Genomic DNA, 19,684 nt, shown 5'->3' with positions numbered 1-19,684 from the left:
CATGGCCTAACTAAATGAGTGAATAACGACGCGGTGCTAACGTTTAATTGGGGCGGTTATTTTTACTGTGTGGCCGGGTGCTTTATGATGAGGTTTATCATAGATTGACTCGCCGTGTCTGCGGTATAGGGAGAATAACGTGCTATCTATCACCAAACTGCGCATTGCCACGCGTAAAAGCCAATTGGCCATGTGGCAGGCTGAGTACGTTCGCGACCGTTTAATGGCGGCACACAGCGGCCTGGAGGTTGAGCTCGTGGCGCTCTCGACGAAAGGCGACAAAATCCTCGATACGCCGCTGGCAAAGATTGGCGGTAAAGGGCTGTTCGTCAAAGAACTCGAAGACGCCATGCTCGATGGGCGTGCCGACATTGCCGTGCACTCCATGAAGGATGTGCCGATGCACTTTCCCGAAGGGTTGGGCCTGTCGGTCATTTTAGAGGGCGCCGACCCCACGGATGCCTTTGTCTCGAATCATTACACTAACATCGATGAGCTACCCGAAGGCGCGCGCATTGGCACCGCTAGCCTACGCCGTGGCCTGCAAATGCGCGAAGCCCGCCCTGACCTGCAAATTCTTAACCTGCGCGGCAGCGTGCAAACCCGGCTTGCCAAATTAGACGCGGGCGACTTTGACGCCATTATTCTCGCCACCTCCGGCTTGAAACGGCTGGGACTGGATGAGCGGATCGCCCAAGCGCTGCCGCCGGAAATTTGCTTGCCCGCCTGCGGTCAAGGAGCGTTAGGCATCGAGTGCCGGTTGCACGACCCTGAACTGATTGCCTTGTTAGCGCCGCTTGACGACGCCGACACCGCCACGCGCGTGCGCGCCGAACGGGCCATGAACACGCGCCTGGAAGGCGGCTGCCAAGTACCCATTGCCGGCCACGCAGTGCTGGATAGTGACAATGAAACCCTGTGGTTACGCGGCCTGGTCGGTACCCCAGAAGGCACTGAAGTACTCCGCGCCGAAGGCCGTGGCTCGATGCACGAGCCCGAAGCGCTGGGTATTCGCATTGCCGAAGAGCTACTCGACCAAGGCGCTGGGGCTATTTTGGCCGAGGTCTATGGCCGCGAGATATTATGACCCAACCGGTACTGATCTGCCGTCCCGGCGAGCGCGGGGAAGCGTTAGCCGCGGCGTTACGTGAACGGGGCGAGCAAGTAGAATCACTCGCGGTTATGCAGCTGGAACCGTTGCCGGAAGATCCCGCACAGCGGCAAATCTGGCTGAATATTGATCAGTACCATAAGATAATAGTCATCAGTCCCTTTGCTGCCGTATGTTTCAGTGAGGCGTTAGATCGCTATTGGCCGCAACTGCCGGTGGGGATTGAGTATTACAGCGTTGGCAACACCACGGCGAAAACGCTGTTTGAACAGTTAGGCGTTCGTGTACACGTGCCCTCGTCCAATGCGGGTGAGGATACCAGCGAGGCGTTACTGGCACTGGCCTCACTCCAGCAGGTAGACCATCAGCGCATTCTACTGGTGGCAGGTGAAGGAGGCCGACCGCTGTTAGCACAAACGCTGGCTGAGCGAGGGGCAAACATTACTCGTGTTGCCGTTTATCGACGCACCTTTCAGCCCCTTGCACCGGCCCTGCAAACGCGCTTATGTTCAGGTAATTACCGGGCGTTGATCGTCACCAGCAGCGAACTGCTGGAACATCTGGCAAAATGGTGCCATCAAGCGGCGTTGAACCAACCGCTAATCGTCTCCAGCCGCCGTTTGGCTACACTGGCTGGCAGACTAGGTTTTTGTGACCTCAAGGTGGCGTCCGGAGCTACGCCAGCTGCGTTGATAGCGGCGTTGGAGACCTGCGACCCACCGGGTGCCGATGTCGATCAAGGAACTTAACTCAAGGGCTAGCGACAGATGAGCAAACAAGTAAACGATCAGGATGACGTAAAACCGGCGTCCCAAGATGCCACCCCAGACGCCACGAAGACGACCGATAAGGCCGCTTCCACTACCCAGGCAACTGAAACCAGCACATCGCCGACCCAATCGAGTTCAGCGACGCCGCCTCAAGGTGGCAATAAAAACAGCCGTTCACGCCGGCGCGGGAAGGGCGCGTCTGCTGCAGACGCGAGTGCCTCAAGTACGCCTAAAAGCAGCGCCAGCAATGCAAGTTCCTCTGCTCCTAGCGCGGCTTCATCGACTTCCTCCGGCTCGCCGTCTAGCTCATCTTCTTCAGGTTCAAGCGCCAAACCTTCCAGCACTTCTTCTGCTGCAGCGTCAAAATCGTCCTCTGGCGGCGCGGGTGGCGGCGCCACACCGCCGACCGCTAACCCTCAAGGCGGTAAAGGCAGCGGTTTTGTCATTGCGCTGGTCGTTATCCTGGCGATTGTCTTGGCGTTCGTTGCTTGGCAAGGCTGGCAGCGCTTAGAGAATCAGCAGCAGCGCCTGGATGAACTGGCGCAGCAGACGGAACAGAGCGCGTCCCAGCAGGCGGTTAGCGACCTTGAGTCGCGTCTGGATAGCGGCGAAGCCGAACGCGATGAAGCGCTACAGAACGCGCTGAGTGAACTACGCGACGAATTTGACAGCTACCGCAGCGACGTCGACGAGACGCTAAGCCAAGTGCTGGACCAACTCTCTCAAGAACAGGACACCGACGAGCGTGAGTGGCTGCATGCCGAAGCGGCCTACCTGCTGCGTCTCGCCAATCAGCGCCTGCAGCTAGAGGGCGATGTGGAAGGCGCGGCGGCGTTACTGCGCACTGCCGATGCGCGCCTGGCCGATGCCGATAACCCCGCGCTGACCCCGGTCCGCAGCGAGATTGCCAATGAGCTAGCAGCGCTGGACGCCGTGCCCCAGGTTGATCGCACCGGCCTCTACTTAGCGTTAAATGCTCAGCAGGAGCGTATTTCCAGCCTGCGCCTTTCGCAAGAAATCGACGAGCAGGCAGTCACGTCCAGTATCGAAGAGCCGCCCACCGGCACTTTCCAGCGCCAGCTGGCGCGCTTCGGTGAAGAGCTTAAAGACCTGGTGGTGGTTCGCCATCACGACGAAGCCCTGGAAGCGCTGATTACCCCAGAGCAAGAGTCTTACCTGCGCCAGAGCCTGCGCTTGGTGCTAGAGCAGACGCAGCTGGCACTGCTCAACGAAGAGAAAGAACTTTACGACGCGAGTATCGACAAAGCGCTACAGCTTTTGAACGACTACTACGACACCTCTCGCGAGGATACACAAAGCGTGATTACGCGCCTTAAAGAACTCCAGCAAGCCGAGGTAAAACCCGAGCTGCCCGATATCAGCGGCTCACAGCAGGAACTCGCGCGCTTTATCGAGAACCGCTATGAAACGCGTGGCCAAAGCGGAGGTGAATCATGAGAAAGCTCATTCTCCTGATTGTCGCTGGCCTCGCCGTTGGGGCCCTGTTTGGGCACCTGATGATGTCGGTGCCCGGCTACTGGCTGATACGCGTGGGCGACTCCTCCGTGCAAACCTCGTTTTGGTTTGGCCTGGTGCTGCTGTTTGCGGCCTTTATCGCCCTGCATTTTGTGCTCCGCTTACTCAGCGGCATTATTCGCCCCATGGGGCGCTTTCGCAGCTGGAACAGCCGCGCCCGCAACCGGCGCGCCATGCAGCGCACCGTGCGCGGGCTAGTGGCGCTAACGGAAGGCCGCTGGAAAAAAGCCGAAAAAACCTTGATGAACGCCGCCGATGACTCCAGCACACCGCTGGTCAACTACCTATCGGCAGCGCTGGCAGCCCATTATCAGGGGGATCACAGCAAATCCCAGGAGCACCTTAATCAGGCGCAGCTAACCACCGATGGCGCCGATACCGCCGTTGGTTTAATGCAGGCGCAGATGATGATTGAGCGTCAGCAGCCGGAAGAAGCGCTAGCGATCCTTAACCGCCTGGATAAGAAGCTCTCAAATCATCCCCAAGTGCTCAAGCTGCTCAAGCAGGTGCATTTAAGCGTCAACGACTGGGAAGGTTTACGGCGCTTGATTCCGCGCTTGGCGGCGCAGAAGCTAATCACGCAGCAAGAGCGCGAGCAGCTGGAGTTTAAGGCTTACCGCGAGCTCATCGTGTTTGAAGCTCAAAACCCCACCAACATTGAGCGGGTGCGCGGCCTGTGGGCGGATATGCCGGACTACCTGCGCGGCAACACCGAGCTGATCGTGCTTTACAGCGAAGCGCTGATCCAAGCCAACGAAGAGCCGATTGCCGAGCGCTTGCTTAACCACTCGCTGGATCACCACTGGGATGCGCGCTTGGTGAAACGCTATGGCTTGCTCAACGTAGACGCGGGGCGTCAACTGGTCAAAGCCGAAAAATGGCTGCAGGAACGGCCCAATGATCCCGAACTACTGCTCGCCTGTGGCCGCCTTTCACTGCGTACCGGCAAATGGGATAAAGCGTTGGAGTATTTCGAAGCCAGCCAGCGCCAACGTCCCAATGGTGAAGTGTGTGCAGAGCTTGCCCGCCTTTACGCCAGCCTTGGCGAGCATAACAAGAGCCAGCTCTACTACCGCCACAGCGTTGAAATGCTGGCCAAGTCGCTCCCTTCGCTACCTCAGCCAAGCGATGCTGACGACAGTAAAAAACCAGACAGCAAGCAGAAAGACAGCAAAACCATTAAGAAAAGCGCTTAGCAGGCAGGCATTGCTACGCTGTCATCATCAAAACGGGGTGCCTTATAAGGCACCCCGTTTTGATGGGTAACACTGAACGCATAAAAACGCCTAGGCTCAAGCCTGAAATGCGCTTATCACCGCCTCTAGCGCAGCCCGATAGCCCTGTACGCCTAAACCAGCAATCACGCCATCGGCGCGCAGCGAGACGTAGGAGTGATGGCGGAAGGTTTCGCGCTTGTGCACATTGGACAAGTGCACCTCGATCACTTTGCCCTCAAACGCATTAAGCGCATCAAGAAGGGCCACTGAAGTGTGCGTATAGGCAGCAGGGTTGATGATAATCGCTTGGGTGCCATCCAAGCGTGCGGTGTGAATAGCATCAATCAAGCCACCTTCGTGGTTACTTTGTAGGCAGGTTATGTCCCAATCTGCCAACACCGCCTTCTCACGCAGCCTATTGTTTATGTCGTCGAGCGTTTCATACCCATATATCTCTGGCTGACGGCTACCCAGCAAGTTGAGATTGGGACCATGTAATACCAATACCTTGCCTTGACTCATGAGTCTCTTCAGCCTTATCCGTTTGTTCATTCATTGACGTCATTGCCTGTTCTATCACTTAACCCGCCAGCTGCGCCAGCGCCTGCTCAAGCGATGCCTGCTGGCGCTGGGTATACAGCTCAATCTCGTCAATCGCAGCAGTTCCCAGGGCCTGCTCAAACGCCTGCTGGCTCGCGCTACTGGCGTAGTTATCATGACTGTCTCCCCCCAGGTTGGATTGAAAAATACCGGCCGCACTCACGGGCAAAAAATCCTCATAAATCATGGGGGTAACTCTGAGGGCGCCTTGTTCGATCAGGCTATCTGCCTGCTCATGAGAGACAGCCCCTTGCACGGATACCCCCTGAACCGCCTGATAGTGAAAAAACGCTAACCCTTCGCGGCGCAGCGTTGTATACGCATCGGGAAAGGCCTGAAACACCTCGGATAGATGCGCTTGATGGGCATCGTTACCCGCCGCCTGCGGCGCGGTTTCTTTGGCCGCCGCTAGCAGGCGGTCATAAAGTTCGCGCCCCTTGCGTGTTAAGGCGATACCGCGCTGTTCGATTTCGCCGAAGCGAGCGGTGTGCTTTCCCTCGGCGGCATCCGCGAAGGCAATCGTCTCCTCCAACGCTTTAAAGCTGGTCTGGCGCAGCAGAATCGGGCAATGCCGGCGCGGGGGCCCTTCAATGATCGCTTTGGGGTCGATACCCACGCTGGGCATACGCCGCTGTACCTCATCGATATCCAGCGTCCGGGGCGTTAGGTGATTAATGTGCGGGCCGCGAAAGCAGACCACATCGGCGATTAAGCGGTGCTCGTTATGCAAACGCTCATAGGTCGCCAAATCGACCGTCGCGTTGTCGTGCCAGCGGAACGTTTCCAGCGCTTCCTGCACAAACTGCTCGGCATCGGCGGCGCTAAGCCCACCCTGCTGCTCGAAGCGCTCAATCAGTGTCTTGGCGCTGGCAGTGAAGATATCGCGGTCGCTTAAAATATCACTCGCCTGTTGCCTTAATTCAGCCTTTTCGATCAGTTCAAGCCGCAGCAATGAAGTAAAAACGCGAAAGGGGTTACGCTTCAGTGCACTGTTTGCCACTGGCCGAAACGCCGTGGAGTGAACCGGCACGCCCGCCGCTGACAAATCGTAATAACCCACTGGTTCCATCCCCATCACCGCGAACATGCGACGCAGCATGGCAAGCTCGGCGGGGCTGCCCACACGGATAGCGCCATGGCGCTCAACGTTGATACGCGCGAGCTCATCGCTCGTTTGCAATTCGCTATTAAGCGCAGGATTTGCCGCCAGCACCGCTTGGTTGACGGCTTCAACCAGTGACAGCAAGGTGCCGTATTGCGGCACTTCTTGCTGGTACATTGCCGACATCGCCTTGGAAAACTGGTCACGAATATCGTCGCTACTAACGTAAGCTGAGCACATGGCGCAATCCTGGTCATTAATGAACGTTATTGCATAGTAGCGCTATTAGCGACGAATGAATTTCACATTTTCCGCACCTTGCTATACATAAAAACCACTACATAAAAACCGCCGCTAGCGCTTAGCGAATAGGCTAGTGAAGCTGTTACATTAGCGCTCTATCTTGTTGACCTAGGCATGGCCCCTATGACCCTTCCTCTTTACTTAGGCTTGCCCATGTGGGCCAATCAGGACTGGCTTGGCAGCCTTTATCCGCGACATGCCAAAACAGCGCTATTAAGCGATTACGCCGCAGTGTTTTCCAGCGTTGAGGGCAACACCACCTTTTACAGCGGCATCCCCAAACCAGAAACGGTGGCCGCCTGGGCTCGCCAAGCGCCCTCCCATTTTCGTTTTTGTTTTAAATTACCCGCCAGTGTGACCCACGATCAACGTCTAACGCGCTTAGAGGACGCCTGGGCATTTTTAGCCGCGCTTGAACCGCTGCATGATCGCCTTGGCCCAACCATGGTGCAACTACCGCGCGATTTTGGCCCTCAAGAGCTGCCCCAGCTTGAAGCGCTGCTTAACGCCTGGCCTGACCATTTGCCTTGCGCGGTCGAGGTTCGCCACCCTGAGTTTTTCCACAAAGGGGCGGCCGAAACCGCCCTTAACCGCCTGTTGATAACTTATTCTGTCAACCGCGTGATGCTTGACGTGCGCCCGGTCTTCTCAACCTCGGCTAATGGCCATATTGGGCTGGCCAAAGCCCAGCAAGAAAAGCCGAAACTCCCATTACACGTACTTTCCACGGCAAACTCTCCGGTGATTCGCTTTATTGGGCATATTGACAAAACGATTAATAGTCGTTATTTCGAAGCCTGGACGTTGCGCTTAAAGCTGTGGATAAATCAGGGGAAAACCCCTTTCTTATTTGTGCATACTGCGGATAACCGCGAGTCTCCCCACATGGCCCGATTACTCTACAACGCCTTGGGGGAAGTAACCCCATTAACGCCTCTTAACCCCTTCGCCGAAGACAAGCAGCACCTGCTATTTTAACCACCTTTTTTGGAGGGCTAACTGGCATGCTTGCCTTTGATCAGATAAATTGCGCTGACTTTCGGAAAAGAACGCTATTAATAAGCTAATTTTCCGAAAACTAGACTGACAACAATCTATTCAGTGGGGGATATATGGCAAAACTTGCACATGCACAGTGGTCATCGCGGATGACCTTTGTGCTGGCCGCCGCGGGTTCAGCGGTGGGCCTGGGAAATATTTGGCGCTTCTCTTATATGGTGGGCGATAGCGGCGGGGCGGCGTTCGTTCTTGTCTATTTAGCGTGTGTTGCGCTGGTGGGCTTACCCATTTTGGTCGCAGAGTGGATGATTGGCCGTCGAGGTCAGAAAAACCCGATCAATACCATGGCCGAACTGGCCGCGAATCACGGTAAATCACCGGCCTGGGCATTAGTGGGGATTAGCGGTGTCTTAGCGGCCTTTTTAATACTCTCGTTTTACAGCGTGATTGGCGGCTGGTCGCTGAATTACACACTAAGTGCCGTGATTGGTACCTTTAACGGCCAAGACGCAGACGGTATTAACGCCTTATTTGGCAATATGCTGGGCAGCCCGATCACGCTGCTGCTGTGGCATACGGCGTTTATGGTGCTTGTGGTGGGCATCGTGGCTCGCGGCGTCACCAAAGGGTTAGAAAGCGCGGCGCGCCTGATGATGCCAGCGCTTATCGTGCTGATGCTAGTGCTGGTCGGCTATGGTATGGCAAGCGGTTACTTCGGCGAGGCGCTAGCCTTTATGTTTCGTCCGGATTGGAGCGCATTAACGGGCGGCGTGGTGCTGGCGGCAATGGGCCAAGCATTTTTCACCCTGTCGTTGGGCATGGGCATCATGATGGCCTACGGCTCCTACCTCGGTGAAGACGTTAACCTGATTAGCACGGCACGTACCGTTATTATTTTAGATACCGTCATTGCATTGCTGGCGGGCTTGGCAATCTTCCCAATCGTGTTTGCTAACGGCTTAAGCCCAGGCGAAGGCCCAGGGTTAATCTTTGTCACCTTGCCGCTGGCGTTCGGCAACATGACCGGCGGTGCAATTTTGGCGCTGATGTTCTTCCTGCTGCTCACCTTTGCGGCGCTAACCTCGGCGATCTCACTGCTTGAACCCGTCGTGGAAACGCTCGAAGAACGTTCCCCGATGAGTCGTACGGTGGCAACGCTGGTGAGCGGGATCGCAGTGTGGTTATTAGGCGTGGCGGCGTTGCTGTCGTTCAATGTATGGTCCGACGTGCTGTTCTTCGGTCTTAACATCTTCGACTTATTAGACACCTTCACCAGCAAAATCCTGCTGCCGCTGACCGGCTTGGGCGCGATTGTGTTTTTTGCTACCTGCCTGGATAAAGAAGAATCGCGCAAAGAGCTTAAAATGGATGTATACGATTACAGCCTGTGGAATTTCATTGCGAAATACTTAGCACCACTGGCCGTCATCACCGTCTTTGTGACAGGCCTTATCTAAGCCAAGCTTACGTTAAAGCTAAGCCATCGCTGCCCTGCTAATCGGCAGGGCAGCGTAATCTGCGTGCTAAATCTAAACTAGTGCACTTCGCTCTCTTGCCGCTCTTCATCGGGCAAGGGGGCGATATCCCGTGATAACTTCTGAAACTCTCGATGAAGCTCAATCCCCCGGCGCGCTCTTAAGCTGCGCTGGGCAGCGCTGCGCTGGCGTTGAGTATGTTCATCAACCTGTAGGCTCATAAAAATATCGAGCAGTTCGCTCTTAACCGAGGTGATTCGTTCGACGTTTCTCATAATCGACGTTCCTCTAGGTGAATATGCCTGCATCCACCTGCATCCGTGACGACTGATATGATGCAGTGCGGCACTTCAAGTATTACTATAACCTACTTGACAAAATGATGACCAATCGAAAAAAGAACTGAATACGCGTTAAATGCTAACCCCCTTATGTGCTTTCCTTGCCCATTTGCTCGATCAGTCAGGCATACTGTGGCCAATGTTGTAACAACCCCAATGCTACAAACACAGCGCAGAGGATTTCGGTTGGCGTCAATGGCGGATAACCAAGTGTGTGCTGGAGAGCCAAGGAGCTGAACGTGAGTCGCGCCCTGTTCGATGAAATGAGACGCCGCATGGAGCACTTTCGTCGCTCCGAGCAAAAAGTGGCGCGGTTTGTACTGCGCAACCCCGAAGAGGTTATCCACATGCGCATTGTGGATCTGGCCACCGAAGCCAAGGTCAGCGAACCGACCGTGGTACGTTTTTGCCGCGCGTTGGGCTGTAACGGCTTCCAAGACTTCAAGCTGCAGCTGGCGCAAATGCTGGCCAGCGGCAGCCAGTTTGCGCAATTTTCCATGAACGACAGCGACTCGGTCGCTGAGTTTTCCCACAGCATCTTTGACTCGACCGTAGGCACCCTGCTGTCGGTCCGCGACCGGCTGGATAACGATGCGCTTGGCCGTGCGGTGAACGCCTTGGCGGTCGCCAACCGGGTAGAGTTCTACGGCTTTGGCGCCTCCGGCGCGGTGGCGTTTGATGCTCAGCACAAGTTTTTCCGCCTACAAATCTCCACCTCCGCCTACGCCGACCCGCATATGCAGAATATGTCAGCGGTGACGCTAAACGAAGGCGATGTGGTAGTGGCAATCTCACAAACCGGCCGTACCAAAGCGCTGGTCGCCAGCGTACGCTTGGCCCGCGAAGCAGGGGCAACCGTCATTGGCCTGTGCCCCAGCGGTTCGCCCCTGGCCGATGAGGTTAGCCTGCCGCTGTATATTGATGTCCACGAAGACACCGAAATCTACACCCCGCTTAGCTCACGCATTGCCCATCTGGTGCTGATTGACGTACTTGCCGTCGGCGTGGCCAAAACCCGCGGCCCGAAACTCGCCGAGCAGCTTAAGGCGGTTAAAATGAGCCTCAATACGCTGCGCTTTTCTGAAGACTCCTAATCGTTGACCTGTATACTCAGCCAGTTGGCTGGCTGTGCTAGACTAGCCGCCTATTTTTTATCCGGCAGCGGCTACTATGGACGACGTCACGGCGATTCTCGATCAGCTCAACCCCGCTCAGCGCGAAGCAGTGAGCGCCCCTCAAGGCAACCTGTTGGTGCTCGCAGGGGCAGGCTCCGGGAAAACCCGCGTGCTGGTTCATCGCATCGCCTGGCTGATGCAGGCGGAAGGGCTTTCTCCTTACGCGCTGCTGGCGGTTACCTTTACCAACAAAGCCGCCAAAGAGATGCGCACGCGCCTTGAAGCACTGCTGAGCATCTCAATGCGCCATGTGTGGGTAGGCACCTTTCACTCCATCGCCCACCGCCTGCTGCGCACCCACTGGCAGGACGCCAAGCTGCCGCAACACTTCCAGATTATCGATTCCGACGATCAGCTACGCCTGGTCAAACGACTGCTGAAAGATTACTCGATTGACGACGAACGCTATCCGCCCCGCCAAGTGCAGCATTTTATTTCCGGCTGCAAAGAGGAAGGGCTGCGCCCGCATCAGGTCAACGTCGATGGCGATGCCTACCTGGGCCAGATGGTCGAGCTCTACGAGCGCTACCAGCTTACCTGCGAGCGCGGCGGCCTGGTCGATTTCGGCGAGCTACTGCTGCGAAGCCTGGAGCTACTACGCGATAACCCGGCGCTGCTCAACCACTACCAGGGGCGCTTTGGTCACGTGCTGGTGGACGAATTTCAGGATACCAATACGCTACAGTACGCCTGGCTAAAGCTGCTCACCGGCATGACGACGCCGATGACCGCCGTCGGTGATGACGACCAGTCGATCTACGGCTGGCGCGGCGCCAAAGTGGAAAATATCAGCCGCTTTGAGCAGGAGTTCCCGCAAACCCACACCGTGCGTCTAGAGCAGAACTACCGCTCCACCAGCGCCATCCTGGAAGCCGCCAACACGCTGATCGGCCACAACAGCGAGCGGATGGGTAAAAACCTGTGGACCGACGGCATCGAAGGCGAGCCGATCTCGATCTACGCCGGGTTTAACGACCTGGAAGAAGCCCGCTATATCGTCGACACCATCAAAGAGAAGGTCGACGAAGGCTTTAACCGCCGCGATATTGCGATTCTTTACCGCTCCAACGCCCAGTCGCGGCTGCTTGAAGAAACGCTGATCCGCCAAGGCATGCCCTACCGTATTTACGGCGGCCACCGCTTCTACGAGCGCCTGGAAATCAAAAACGCCCTGGCCTACCTGCGCCTGCTGCTCAACCGCGATGACGACGCTTCGCTGGAGCGGGTGATCAACGTGCCCACCCGCGGCATCGGCACCCGCACGGTGGAGATTATCCGCCTGCGCGCCCGGGAGCAGAGCATTCCGCTGTGGCAGGCGCTCCACGATGCGATTAACGACGGTACCTTGAAAGGCCGCGCGGCCAACGCGGTGCAAGCCTTCGCCAATCTGATTGAGCAGCTGGATAATGATTGCGCAGGCATGGCGTTGCACGAAATCATCGACCACGTGACGATCCACACCGGCCTGATTGAGCATCATAAAAGCGAGCGCGGCGAGAAAGGCCAGGCGCGGGTGGAAAACCTGGAAGAGTTGGTCAACGCCGCCCGTGCCTTTACCCAAGGCGATGTGTTCGAAGCCCCGGAGGCGGGCGAAGGCATGGCCGCGCTGGAAGCATTTCTCTCCGAAGCGGCGCTTAACGCCGGCGACCACGAAGCCGAAGAGTTTGAGGACAGCGTACAGTTAATGACGCTGCACTCGGCCAAAGGCCTGGAGTTTCCGGTGGTGTTTATTGCCGGTGTCGAAGAAGGTTTGTTTCCGCATAAGATGTCCCTTGAAGAGCCGGGCAGGCTCGAAGAGGAGCGGCGACTCTGTTACGTCGGCGTCACCCGCGCCATGCAAAAACTCTACCTGACCCACGCCGAAACCCGCCGCCTGCACGGCAAAGAGGTGTTCCCGCGACCGTCGCGCTTTTTGCGCGAACTACCGCCGCACCTGCTTGAAGAGGTTCGCCTACGCGGGCATATTTCCCGCCCGGTCACGGCGGCGCGCACCTCCTTTGCCCAGCAAAGCGTCGAGAGCGACGGCGACCTGCCCAGCCTGCACGTCGGCCAGGGGGTTGAGCATCCGGTGTTTGGCGAAGGGATTATCCTTAACGCCGAAGGCGAAGGCGCCCGCGCCCGGGTACAGGTCAGCTTCGAAGGCGAAGGTGTCAAATGGCTGGTACTCGGCTTTGCCAAGCTAACCCCGCTTTAAGCGCTAATTTTAAGCCATAAATAGGTGAATACTCATGAAGCAACGCTTGAAACGCCTTTTCCCAGAAGTGTGCCATGGTTGGGATGCGCTGAGCGGCTACCAGCGTTTCGAGCGCTTGGTATCGCTGGTGCTCACGCTGGCGATTGGCGGCGCGGTATTGGTGGCCATGTATTACCTGGTGATCCATGTCGTGCAGCTGCTGTTTATTCAAAGCCGCGACCCCTTCGATTATCGCGTGTTTCAGGCCGTTTTCGACATGATTCTCACCGTGTTGATCGCCATGGAGTTCAATAACTCTATTGTGCGCACCATGACCAGCGGCAAGGGCTTTATTCACGTCGAAATTGTGGTATTGATTGCGATTATGGCGCTGGTGCGTAAGTTTATGGTCTTGGAAGTCGACACCGTCGACCCCTGGAAAATTGCCGCCCTGGCGGCAGCTGTTCTCGCGTTAGGCCTGTGCTACTGGCTAGTCCGTCACGGCAACAGCGTTAAGGGATCTAGCGACGACTGAGCGGCGCTTGCTAGCCAATTCGGCTTTAACGCATACTGCTCTAGCAAACACGGCGCCGTCAGGCGCACTCACACAAAAAAATTATTGAATCCCCGGAGTTTTGCCTGCCATGCAACGCCGTAACTTCCTCAAAACCGTCGGCTTTAGTGCCGCCGGTGTCGCTGCTGCCCCTTTTGTCACCCCTTCAAGCGCGCGCGCACAAGACACCTATACCTGGGACATGGTGACGTCCTGGCCAAAAAACTTCCCTGCGCTGGGCACCGGGGCAAACGATTTTGCCCGCCGGGTCGAGCAACTTTCCAACGGCCGCATGACGATACGCGTTCACGGCGCCGGTGAGTTGGTACCCGCCCTGGAAGTCTTCGATGCCGTCGCGGCGGGCACGGCTGAAATTGGCCACTCGGCGTCTTACTACTGGCGCGGCAAAGTCGCGGCCTCGCAGTTTTTTACTGCCGTGCCGTTCGGTATGACCACCACTGAAATGAACGCCTGGCTATACCATGGCGGCGGTCAGGAACTGTGGGATGAGATCTACGCCAATCACAACCTGAAGCCGTTTGCCGTGGGCAACACCGGCCCTCAGATGGCAGGCTGGTTCAAGCAAGAGATCAACTCGCTGGACGATATGCAGGGGTTGAAACTGCGCCTGCCCGGCTTGGCCGGGGAAGCCATGAACGGCATTGGGGTCAGCACCGTTAACATGCCGGGTTCGGAAATTTTTACCTCCTTACAAACCGGGGCACTCGATGCCGCTGACTGGGTAGGCCCGTATAACGACATGGCCTTTGGTTTGCATCAAGTGGCCGACTACTACTACACGTCGGTGTGGAACGAGCCCTCCGCCGTGCTCGAAGGCACGATTAACCTGGATGCCTGGAACGCGCTGCCGGAAGATCTTCAAGACGTAGTCCGCGAAGCCGCTCGGGCGTCGAACCTAGCGATGAGCAGCGAATTCGCCTATCGCAACGCTCAAGCGCTGGAAACGCTGGTCGATGAGCACGGCGTACAGCTGCGTACGTTCCCAGAAGAGGTGATGGCGGCGCTTTACACTTCCTCCCAGGACGCTATTCAACGCCAGGTCGAAAACGACGAGGAGTCCCGCCGGGTGTATGAGTCGTACGCGGCCTTCCAGAAACTGTTACGGCCGTTTAGCGATGTCGGTGAGTATGCGTACTTGAAGAGCCGCGATAACGTGGCTAGTTAACTGAAGCTTAGGCGCCAGCACTGCATGGCGATTCCCAGGCAAACGGCTGGCACGGCAAAAGGGCGCACAAGGCGCCCTTTTGCTACTTGAGGCATGGCTTGGTCACGATGTGGCTAGGCCGAGGAATGGCCTGGCGTCGTCAATTACTCGCTATGCACCGCGCGAATACGCCCATTGTCGTCCAGCGCGACCATCACGAAACGCGCCTCGGTGACTTTGTGGCGCTCCTCGATAGCCTGAACATGGGGCGCGCGCACCCACACTTCTACGTCTATTTTGATCGAGCTATGGCCGATCTCCTGGACCTGGGTATAGACGCTGACCATGGAACCGATGCGCACCGGGCTTAAAAAGTCCATGGCTTCAATCGCCACGGTTGCCGTACGGCCGCCCGCTTCACGCCCAGCGGCCAATTCAGCCGCCTGATCCATTTGATTCACTAGCCAGCCGCCGGGTATATCACCGTAAAGATTGGTATCTTGGCGTGACGCCAGTAATTTTAAGATGAGCTGCCCCTGCGGGGCGGGTACGTCGTCCAAATCGGTTTCCAGGAGAGTCATGGGGTTGTCGCTTAGTCAGTTTATTGTTGTAAACGTTGCACAAAGGTACGTTGCCGATGGCTGTTGCTGCGTCGCAACACGTTGCATGGATTTAGTTAACCATAAGAGGACGCTCGTTTGAATACTCTTTTAAACGCTCGCCCAAATAATAGCCGCACGCCGCTGGCCTTAAACAACGCCCTAGCGCGCGTCGCCATGATACTCCTGCTGCTGATCACGCCGTTAGCGGCGGCGCAGTCGCCGACGATTAGCGGCACCTTAGGCGCTGTCGGCTCCGACACCATGGCGGGGCTGATGCTGCGCTGGGGCGAAGCACTCACCGCCCAACACCCCGACGTGAAGCTGCAATTTCAAGCCAGCGGTTCCGCCAGTGCGCCAACGGCACTGGTGGCAGGCACCACCCGGCTTGGGCCAATGTCGCGACCGATGACGACCGAAGAGCGCAATAACTTTATTGAGCGCTATGGCTACCCGCCGCTGGAATTAACGGTGGCGCGCGACGCCCTTATTATTATCGTGCATCGCCATAACCCGTTGCGCGCGCTAACGCGCCAGCAGATCGATGCCATTTTTTCCACCACGCGCGCTTGCGGTGCCGATTCACCCATCAGGCGCTGGGAACAGCTTCCCGCGACCCGCGATTGGCCGTTCGGTGACATTGCGTTGCATGGGCGTAACCTTGCCTCGGGTACCCACGGGCTGTTTCAACAACGTGCCTTATGCGACGGCCAGTTCCGCAACGATATCAGCGAGCATCCGGGCTCCTCTGCGGTGGTGGCCGCCGTAGGGGAGTCTGCCAATGCGATGGGCTACGCCGGGTACAATCACCTGACACCAGCGGTGCGGGCGTTAAGCCTTTACAACGCTGACGGCATCGCGGTGGCCCCTGATGAGGGCGCCATACAAAACGGTGACTACCCCCTGGCGCGCGACCTCTATCTCTACGTCAACCTGCCGCCTGGCGAGAAGCTGCCCCCCGCTGAACAAGCCTTTTTGCAACTGATCATGTCTGACGAAGGCCAGCAAATTATCCGCGCGTCAGGCTTCGTTGCCCTGCCTCAACGCAGCTTAACCCCACCGCGGATGCAGCAAGGCCCTGTCATTTAAATGTCACAAAATTGCCTTAAGGTAAGGGGTCATTCTATGTATTTTATGCCACACAACGGTGTTCGCACACTGCTCCGTTTTGCCACCCCCCTGGTTTTGCCATGATAGCGACATGATCCCACCTCGGTTAACCTCTACTCGGCAGCCATTGCGCCAGCTGCAGGATCGTATCGCCACCGGTTTAATCACGGCGGGCGGCTTGGTGGTGTTGCTCGCCATCCTGGCCATCGGCGTTTTTTTGCTCTGGGAAACCCTGCCGCTGCTGGCCATGGGCGACACCTTGGCGCTGGCAAAGCTCTCTCCCCTGGCATGGGGCACCCTCAAAGCCGCGCTTGCTGCACTGCTGTTTGCGGTGCCTGTCGCCTTAGGCGCCGCCATCTACTCGGCAATGTTTATGTCGCCGCGCCTACGTAGCCGTATCAAGCCAGCGCTGGAAATGATGGAAGCAATTCCCGGCGTGGTGGTGGGCTTTATTGCCGGGCTTATTTTGGCCCCTTGGGTAGAGCGCCACCTGGCAAGCGCCATGGTGCTGATTTTATGGCTACCGCTGAGTGCCGCCCTTGCCGGTTTACTCTGGCAGTGGGCTCAAACCCGCCTGCGCGGGCGTTTGTCGTTCTCCTGGGCCGGGGTTTGGTTGGTTCCCTGGCTGGTATTAATGGTGGCGATAGCGCTATGGCTCACCCCCTGGATAGAGCAACAGTTGCTAGGCGGCGATCTGCGTCAGCTGCTCGACCAGCGCTTTGGGATCGATTACGCCACCCGTAACGCGCTGATTGTCGGCATTGCGATGGGGTTTGCGGTGATTCCGGGGATCTACTCACTGGCAGACGATGCGCTTGCCGATGTGCCCTCATCGTTGGTTGAAGGCGCCCAGGCGCTGGGTGCCAGCCGCTGGCAGGCGCTGTGGAAAGTCGCCCTAAAGGCAGCTGGCCCAGGCGTTTTCTCGGCGGTGATGATTGGCGCCGGACGCGCGGTGGGCGAAACCATGATTGTCCTGATGGCCAGCGGCAACACCGCGCTGTTTAGCGCCAGCCCCTTTGAAGGTATGCGCTCTATGGCCGCTGCTATCGCCATCGAGTTGCCCGAAGCTTCGCCCGGCGGCCAAACCTACCATCTGCTGATTTTAGCCGCGCTGGTACTGTTTATCTTCACGTTCCTGGTCAACACCCTCGCCGAGGTCGTCCGCCAGCGTTTACGGCGCCGTTACAATCAGATGGAAGCTACGTCATGACCCCGGTGTCGACCGCCTTCCGTCGTTTCCACTGGCTAAATGGCCTATGGCCCTGGCTATGCGCGGCCAGCGTTGCGCTTTCCCTGCTCATGCTCGGGGCGCTGCTGTCACTACTGCTCGTGCGTGGGCTAGGCCACTTCTGGCCCGCGACGCTGGAAGAAATCACCCTGCGCTCGGGCGATACCTTTGCAGGCCACGCCGTGCGCGAGGTGGCGCTGCCCCAGCAGGCAGGCGACGAACGCCTCTACTTTACCGGCAATCGCGATATTGAGGGGGCTCGCTGGCGCTGGGTGGCGATTGATGAAATTGCCGAGCGTACCCAGCCGGTGGATTTAATTCGCCTGGAGCGCAGCCCCTGGGGGGACTTTATCGGCCGTTTAGTGGCGCTTGAGCAACCCGACCAACGCTTTGAGGGAGACGCTGCCTGGCAGCGCTTAACGGCGCTTTTGGCACTCCCCGCCAATCAGCGCCAGGATAGCCAGTTGCAGCTGGCGACCGCCGACGGCCAAACCGTGCGCCAACCGCTGGCCAATGTGATCAGCGCCCAAGCCCCGAACGCCATGTCGTGGTGGCAGAAAACCGGCGCCTGGAGCGAAGCCGTTTGGCTGTTTTTGAGTGAAGGACCCCGGGCCGCCAACACCAGTGGTGGCGTGTGGCCGGCGATTTTTGGCACCGTGCTGATGGTGATTTTAATGTCCGTCATCGTCACCCCTTTCGGGGTACTGGCGGCCATTTATCTCAATGAAATCGCCCACCAGGGGCGGCTGACGCGCTTTGTGCGCGTTGGCGTGCGCAACCTCGCCGGCGTACCGTCGATTGTGTATGGGGTATTTGGCCTGGGGGTGTTCGTTTATGGGATTGGCGGCTCGCTGGATACGTGGTTTTTCAGTGACACCTTGCCCTCGCCGACCTTTGGCACTGGCGGCCTGCTGTGGGCCTCGCTGACGCTCGCGCTGCTCACCCTACCGGTGGTCATTGTGGCCACCGAAGAGGGGCTGGCGCGGATACCCGATGCCCAGCGCGAAGGCGCCGTCGCGCTGGGCGCCACACGCTTGGAGATGCTCACCCGTATTGTGCTGCCCACGGCGGCGCCCGCTATGCTGACGGGGGTCATTTTAGCGGTGGCCCGCGCGGCGGGTGAGGTGGCACCGCTGATGCTGGTTGGTGTCGCCAAGCTGGCACCGCAAATGCCACTCGACGACGAGTTCCCTTACCTACATTTAGAGCGCAAGTTTATGCACCTCGGCTATCATTTATTTGATACCGCGTTTCATGGCGAAGATGTGCAGGCCGCCATACCGCTGGTTTACGCCACGGCGCTGCTGTTAGTGTTAATTGTGCTGGGGCTTAATCTAACTGCCATATTTCTGCGTCATTATCTTAGGCGTCAACGGGGAAACGAATGCTAGCGTCATTACATTCAGCCAATACCTCTCAGGCACCAGTGGCGCACTTTTCGTCTGAGCACTGCTGCCTGAGTATCGATCATTTTAACCTCGCCTATGCGGGGAAAGCGGCGTTGCGTGACTTGACCCTAAGCGTTCCCCGCCACCGTGTGACGGCCTTCATCGGCCCGTCCGGGTGTGGAAAATCGACGCTATTAAGGGCCATTAACCGGCTGCATGACCTCAATGAAAGCGTGGCCCATAACGGCCAAATCCGATTGGAAGGGCAGGATATTCATGACCCGCAAATGAATGTAACCGAGCTGCGGCGGCGTGTTGGGATGGTGTTTCAGACCCCTAACCCGTTCCCCATGTCGATTTATGAAAACGTCGCGTTTGGTCTGCGTTTGCAACACCGCCTGCCCAAGCGCAAAAGGGACGACATCATTGAGTGGGCCTTAACCGCCGCCGCGCTGTGGGATGAAGTCAAAGACCGTATGCACCGCTCCGCCTGGCAGCTTTCCGGTGGTCAACAGCAGCGCTTGGTCATTGCCCGCACCTTAGCCGTACAGCCCGACGTGCTGCTGCTTGATGAGCCCGCGTCAGCGCTAGACCCGATTTCCACGCTCAAAATTGAGGAGTTGATCCGCAATCTCAAGTCCGAGCTGACATTGGTGCTGGTCACTCACAATATGCAACAAGCGGCGCGGGTATCGGATTACACCGCCTTTTTACACCACGGCGAGCTGGTGGAATACGGGCCCACCGACCAGGTTTTCACCAACCCCCGTTTGCAACATACCGAAAACTACATCACCGGCCGCATCACCTAGGCCTTACCGACACAAACGTCAGGAGTG

Annotated in this window: 19 protein-coding genes; 14 read left to right on the top strand and 5 right to left on the bottom strand. The window is 57.5% G+C overall.

Annotated elements, in window-relative coordinates; translation table 11 throughout:
• The first annotated feature begins 139 nt into the window (after positions 1–139).
• Positions 140–1,087, top strand: a complete 948-nt coding sequence (hemC, locus tag HVA01_RS11190; protein WP_146875498.1) for a hydroxymethylbilane synthase — start codon at positions 140–142, stop codon at positions 1,085–1,087.
• Entirely contained in the window at positions 1,084–1,860 is a 777-nt protein-coding gene (locus tag HVA01_RS11185; protein WP_146875497.1) for a uroporphyrinogen-III synthase, read from the top strand. Before hemC ends, HVA01_RS11185 begins: the two co-directional genes overlap by 4 nt.
• A gap of 170 nt (positions 1,861–2,030) precedes the next feature.
• On the opposite strand, the gene HVA01_RS17690 is transcribed toward HVA01_RS11185, so the two are convergent.
• Entirely contained in the window at positions 2,031–2,279 is a 249-nt protein-coding gene (locus tag HVA01_RS17690; RefSeq protein WP_246129587.1) for a hypothetical protein, read from the bottom strand.
• Positions 2,280–2,355: 76 nt separating this feature from the next.
• Between HVA01_RS17690 and HVA01_RS11180 the strand changes: the two genes are divergently transcribed.
• Together HVA01_RS11180 and HVA01_RS11175 are read left to right on the top strand one after the other, a co-directional pair.
• Positions 2,356–3,339, top strand: a complete 984-nt coding sequence (locus tag HVA01_RS11180) for a uroporphyrinogen-III C-methyltransferase (RefSeq protein ID WP_246129586.1) — start codon at positions 2,356–2,358, stop codon at positions 3,337–3,339.
• Entirely contained in the window at positions 3,336–4,613 is a 1,278-nt protein-coding gene (locus HVA01_RS11175) for a heme biosynthesis HemY N-terminal domain-containing protein (RefSeq protein WP_146875496.1), read from the top strand. Before HVA01_RS11180 ends, HVA01_RS11175 begins: the two co-directional genes overlap by 4 nt.
• Before the next feature lie 96 nt (positions 4,614–4,709).
• Here HVA01_RS11175 and aroQ read toward each other — a convergent pair whose 3' ends face one another.
• Together aroQ and hglS are read right to left on the bottom strand one after the other, a co-directional pair.
• Complete coding sequence (gene aroQ / locus HVA01_RS11170; RefSeq protein ID WP_146875495.1) at positions 4,710–5,156, bottom strand: type II 3-dehydroquinate dehydratase; 447 nt, start codon at positions 5,154–5,156, stop codon at positions 4,710–4,712.
• A 58-nt stretch (positions 5,157–5,214) separates the two neighbouring features.
• Positions 5,215–6,576 carry a 2-oxoadipate dioxygenase/decarboxylase HglS gene (hglS, locus tag HVA01_RS11165; protein ID WP_146875494.1) on the bottom strand — a complete coding sequence of 454 codons (1,362 nt, stop codon included), beginning with the start codon at positions 6,574–6,576 and terminating at the stop codon, positions 5,215–5,217.
• A gap of 186 nt (positions 6,577–6,762) precedes the next feature.
• Between hglS and HVA01_RS11160 the strand changes: the two genes are divergently transcribed.
• Both HVA01_RS11160 and HVA01_RS11155 read left to right on the top strand, forming a co-directional pair.
• Positions 6,763–7,617, top strand: a complete 855-nt coding sequence (locus HVA01_RS11160; protein WP_146875493.1) for a DUF72 domain-containing protein — start codon at positions 6,763–6,765, stop codon at positions 7,615–7,617.
• Between the two features lie 134 nt (positions 7,618–7,751).
• Positions 7,752–9,095, top strand: a complete 1,344-nt coding sequence (locus tag HVA01_RS11155; protein WP_146875492.1) for a sodium-dependent transporter — start codon at positions 7,752–7,754, stop codon at positions 9,093–9,095.
• Positions 9,096–9,172: 77 nt separating this feature from the next.
• Here the strand turns inward: HVA01_RS11155 and HVA01_RS11150 are convergent, their stop codons facing one another.
• Positions 9,173–9,388: a PA3496 family putative envelope integrity protein gene (locus HVA01_RS11150; RefSeq protein ID WP_146875491.1), complete on the bottom strand. Its 216-nt coding sequence runs from the start codon at positions 9,386–9,388 to the stop codon at positions 9,173–9,175.
• A 305-nt stretch (positions 9,389–9,693) separates the two neighbouring features.
• On the opposite strand from HVA01_RS11150, the gene hexR reads away from it, so the two are divergent.
• The 4 genes from hexR (at position 9,694) to HVA01_RS11130 (ending at position 14,541) form a co-directional block, all read left to right on the top strand.
• Complete coding sequence (gene hexR / locus HVA01_RS11145) at positions 9,694–10,548, top strand: transcriptional regulator HexR (RefSeq protein WP_146875490.1); 855 nt, start codon at positions 9,694–9,696, stop codon at positions 10,546–10,548.
• 76 nt (positions 10,549–10,624) lie between these two features.
• Positions 10,625–12,823, top strand: a complete 2,199-nt coding sequence (gene uvrD, locus HVA01_RS11140) for a DNA helicase II (protein ID WP_146875489.1) — start codon at positions 10,625–10,627, stop codon at positions 12,821–12,823.
• A gap of 34 nt (positions 12,824–12,857) precedes the next feature.
• Positions 12,858–13,337, top strand: a complete 480-nt coding sequence (locus HVA01_RS11135) for a phosphate-starvation-inducible PsiE family protein (RefSeq protein WP_146875488.1) — start codon at positions 12,858–12,860, stop codon at positions 13,335–13,337.
• A gap of 109 nt (positions 13,338–13,446) precedes the next feature.
• A complete protein-coding gene (locus tag HVA01_RS11130; protein ID WP_146875487.1) occupies positions 13,447–14,541 on the top strand; it encodes a TRAP transporter substrate-binding protein in 1,095 nt (364 codons plus the stop codon).
• A gap of 143 nt (positions 14,542–14,684) precedes the next feature.
• On the opposite strand, the gene HVA01_RS11125 is transcribed toward HVA01_RS11130, so the two are convergent.
• A complete protein-coding gene (locus HVA01_RS11125; RefSeq protein WP_146875486.1) occupies positions 14,685–15,101 on the bottom strand; it encodes an acyl-CoA thioesterase in 417 nt (138 codons plus the stop codon).
• Positions 15,102–15,296: 195 nt separating this feature from the next.
• Between HVA01_RS11125 and HVA01_RS11120 the strand changes: the two genes are divergently transcribed.
• The 4 genes from HVA01_RS11120 to pstB all read left to right on the top strand — a co-directional run bounded on the left by HVA01_RS11120 (position 15,297) and on the right by pstB (position 19,657).
• Complete coding sequence (locus HVA01_RS11120) at positions 15,297–16,208, top strand: PstS family phosphate ABC transporter substrate-binding protein (RefSeq protein WP_146875525.1); 912 nt, start codon at positions 15,297–15,299, stop codon at positions 16,206–16,208.
• Positions 16,209–16,320: 112 nt separating this feature from the next.
• Positions 16,321–17,439, top strand: coding sequence for an ABC transporter permease subunit (locus HVA01_RS11115; RefSeq protein WP_146875485.1), 1,119 nt, complete (start codon positions 16,321–16,323; stop codon positions 17,437–17,439).
• Positions 17,436–18,848, top strand: coding sequence for a phosphate ABC transporter permease PstA (gene pstA, locus HVA01_RS11110; protein WP_146875484.1), 1,413 nt, complete (start codon positions 17,436–17,438; stop codon positions 18,846–18,848). The genes HVA01_RS11115 and pstA overlap by 4 nt, the downstream gene beginning before the upstream one ends.
• A complete protein-coding gene (pstB, locus tag HVA01_RS11105; protein ID WP_146875483.1) occupies positions 18,842–19,657 on the top strand; it encodes a phosphate ABC transporter ATP-binding protein PstB in 816 nt (271 codons plus the stop codon). The genes pstA and pstB overlap by 7 nt, the downstream gene beginning before the upstream one ends.
• Positions 19,658–19,684 lie beyond the last annotated feature (27 nt).

Source organism: Halovibrio variabilis, from assembly GCF_007991175.1.
In the GTDB taxonomy this organism is placed as follows: domain Bacteria; phylum Pseudomonadota; class Gammaproteobacteria; order Pseudomonadales; family Halomonadaceae; genus Vreelandella; species Vreelandella variabilis.
Note: the sequence above shows the minus strand (reverse complement) of the source record. Positions and strands in the feature narration are given on the sequence as shown.

Bases quoted from the DNA above. Each gene is read 5' to 3' on its own strand.
- HVA01_RS11185 (WP_146875497.1), top strand. From the start codon at position 1,084: ATGACCCAACCGGTACTGATCTGCCGTCCCGGCGAGCGCGGGGAAGCG.
- HVA01_RS11175 (WP_146875496.1), top strand. From the start codon at position 3,336: ATGAGAAAGCTCATTCTCCTGATTGTCGCTGGCCTCGCCGTTGGGGCC.
- aroQ (WP_146875495.1), bottom strand. From the start codon at position 5,156: ATGAGTCAAGGCAAGGTATTGGTATTACATGGTCCCAATCTCAACTTG.
- hglS (WP_146875494.1), bottom strand. From the start codon at position 6,576: ATGTGCTCAGCTTACGTTAGTAGCGACGATATTCGTGACCAGTTTTCC.
- HVA01_RS11160 (WP_146875493.1), top strand. From the start codon at position 6,763: ATGACCCTTCCTCTTTACTTAGGCTTGCCCATGTGGGCCAATCAGGAC.
- HVA01_RS11155 (WP_146875492.1), top strand. From the start codon at position 7,752: ATGGCAAAACTTGCACATGCACAGTGGTCATCGCGGATGACCTTTGTG.
- HVA01_RS11150 (WP_146875491.1), bottom strand. From the start codon at position 9,388: ATGAGAAACGTCGAACGAATCACCTCGGTTAAGAGCGAACTGCTCGAT.
- uvrD (WP_146875489.1), top strand. From the start codon at position 10,625: ATGGACGACGTCACGGCGATTCTCGATCAGCTCAACCCCGCTCAGCGC.
- HVA01_RS11135 (WP_146875488.1), top strand. From the start codon at position 12,858: ATGAAGCAACGCTTGAAACGCCTTTTCCCAGAAGTGTGCCATGGTTGG.
- HVA01_RS11130 (WP_146875487.1), top strand. From the start codon at position 13,447: ATGCAACGCCGTAACTTCCTCAAAACCGTCGGCTTTAGTGCCGCCGGT.
- HVA01_RS11125 (WP_146875486.1), bottom strand. From the start codon at position 15,101: ATGACTCTCCTGGAAACCGATTTGGACGACGTACCCGCCCCGCAGGGG.
- HVA01_RS11120 (WP_146875525.1), top strand. From the start codon at position 15,297: ATGATACTCCTGCTGCTGATCACGCCGTTAGCGGCGGCGCAGTCGCCG.
- HVA01_RS11115 (WP_146875485.1), top strand. From the start codon at position 16,321: ATGATCCCACCTCGGTTAACCTCTACTCGGCAGCCATTGCGCCAGCTG.
- pstA (WP_146875484.1), top strand. From the start codon at position 17,436: ATGACCCCGGTGTCGACCGCCTTCCGTCGTTTCCACTGGCTAAATGGC.
- pstB (WP_146875483.1), top strand. From the start codon at position 18,842: ATGCTAGCGTCATTACATTCAGCCAATACCTCTCAGGCACCAGTGGCG.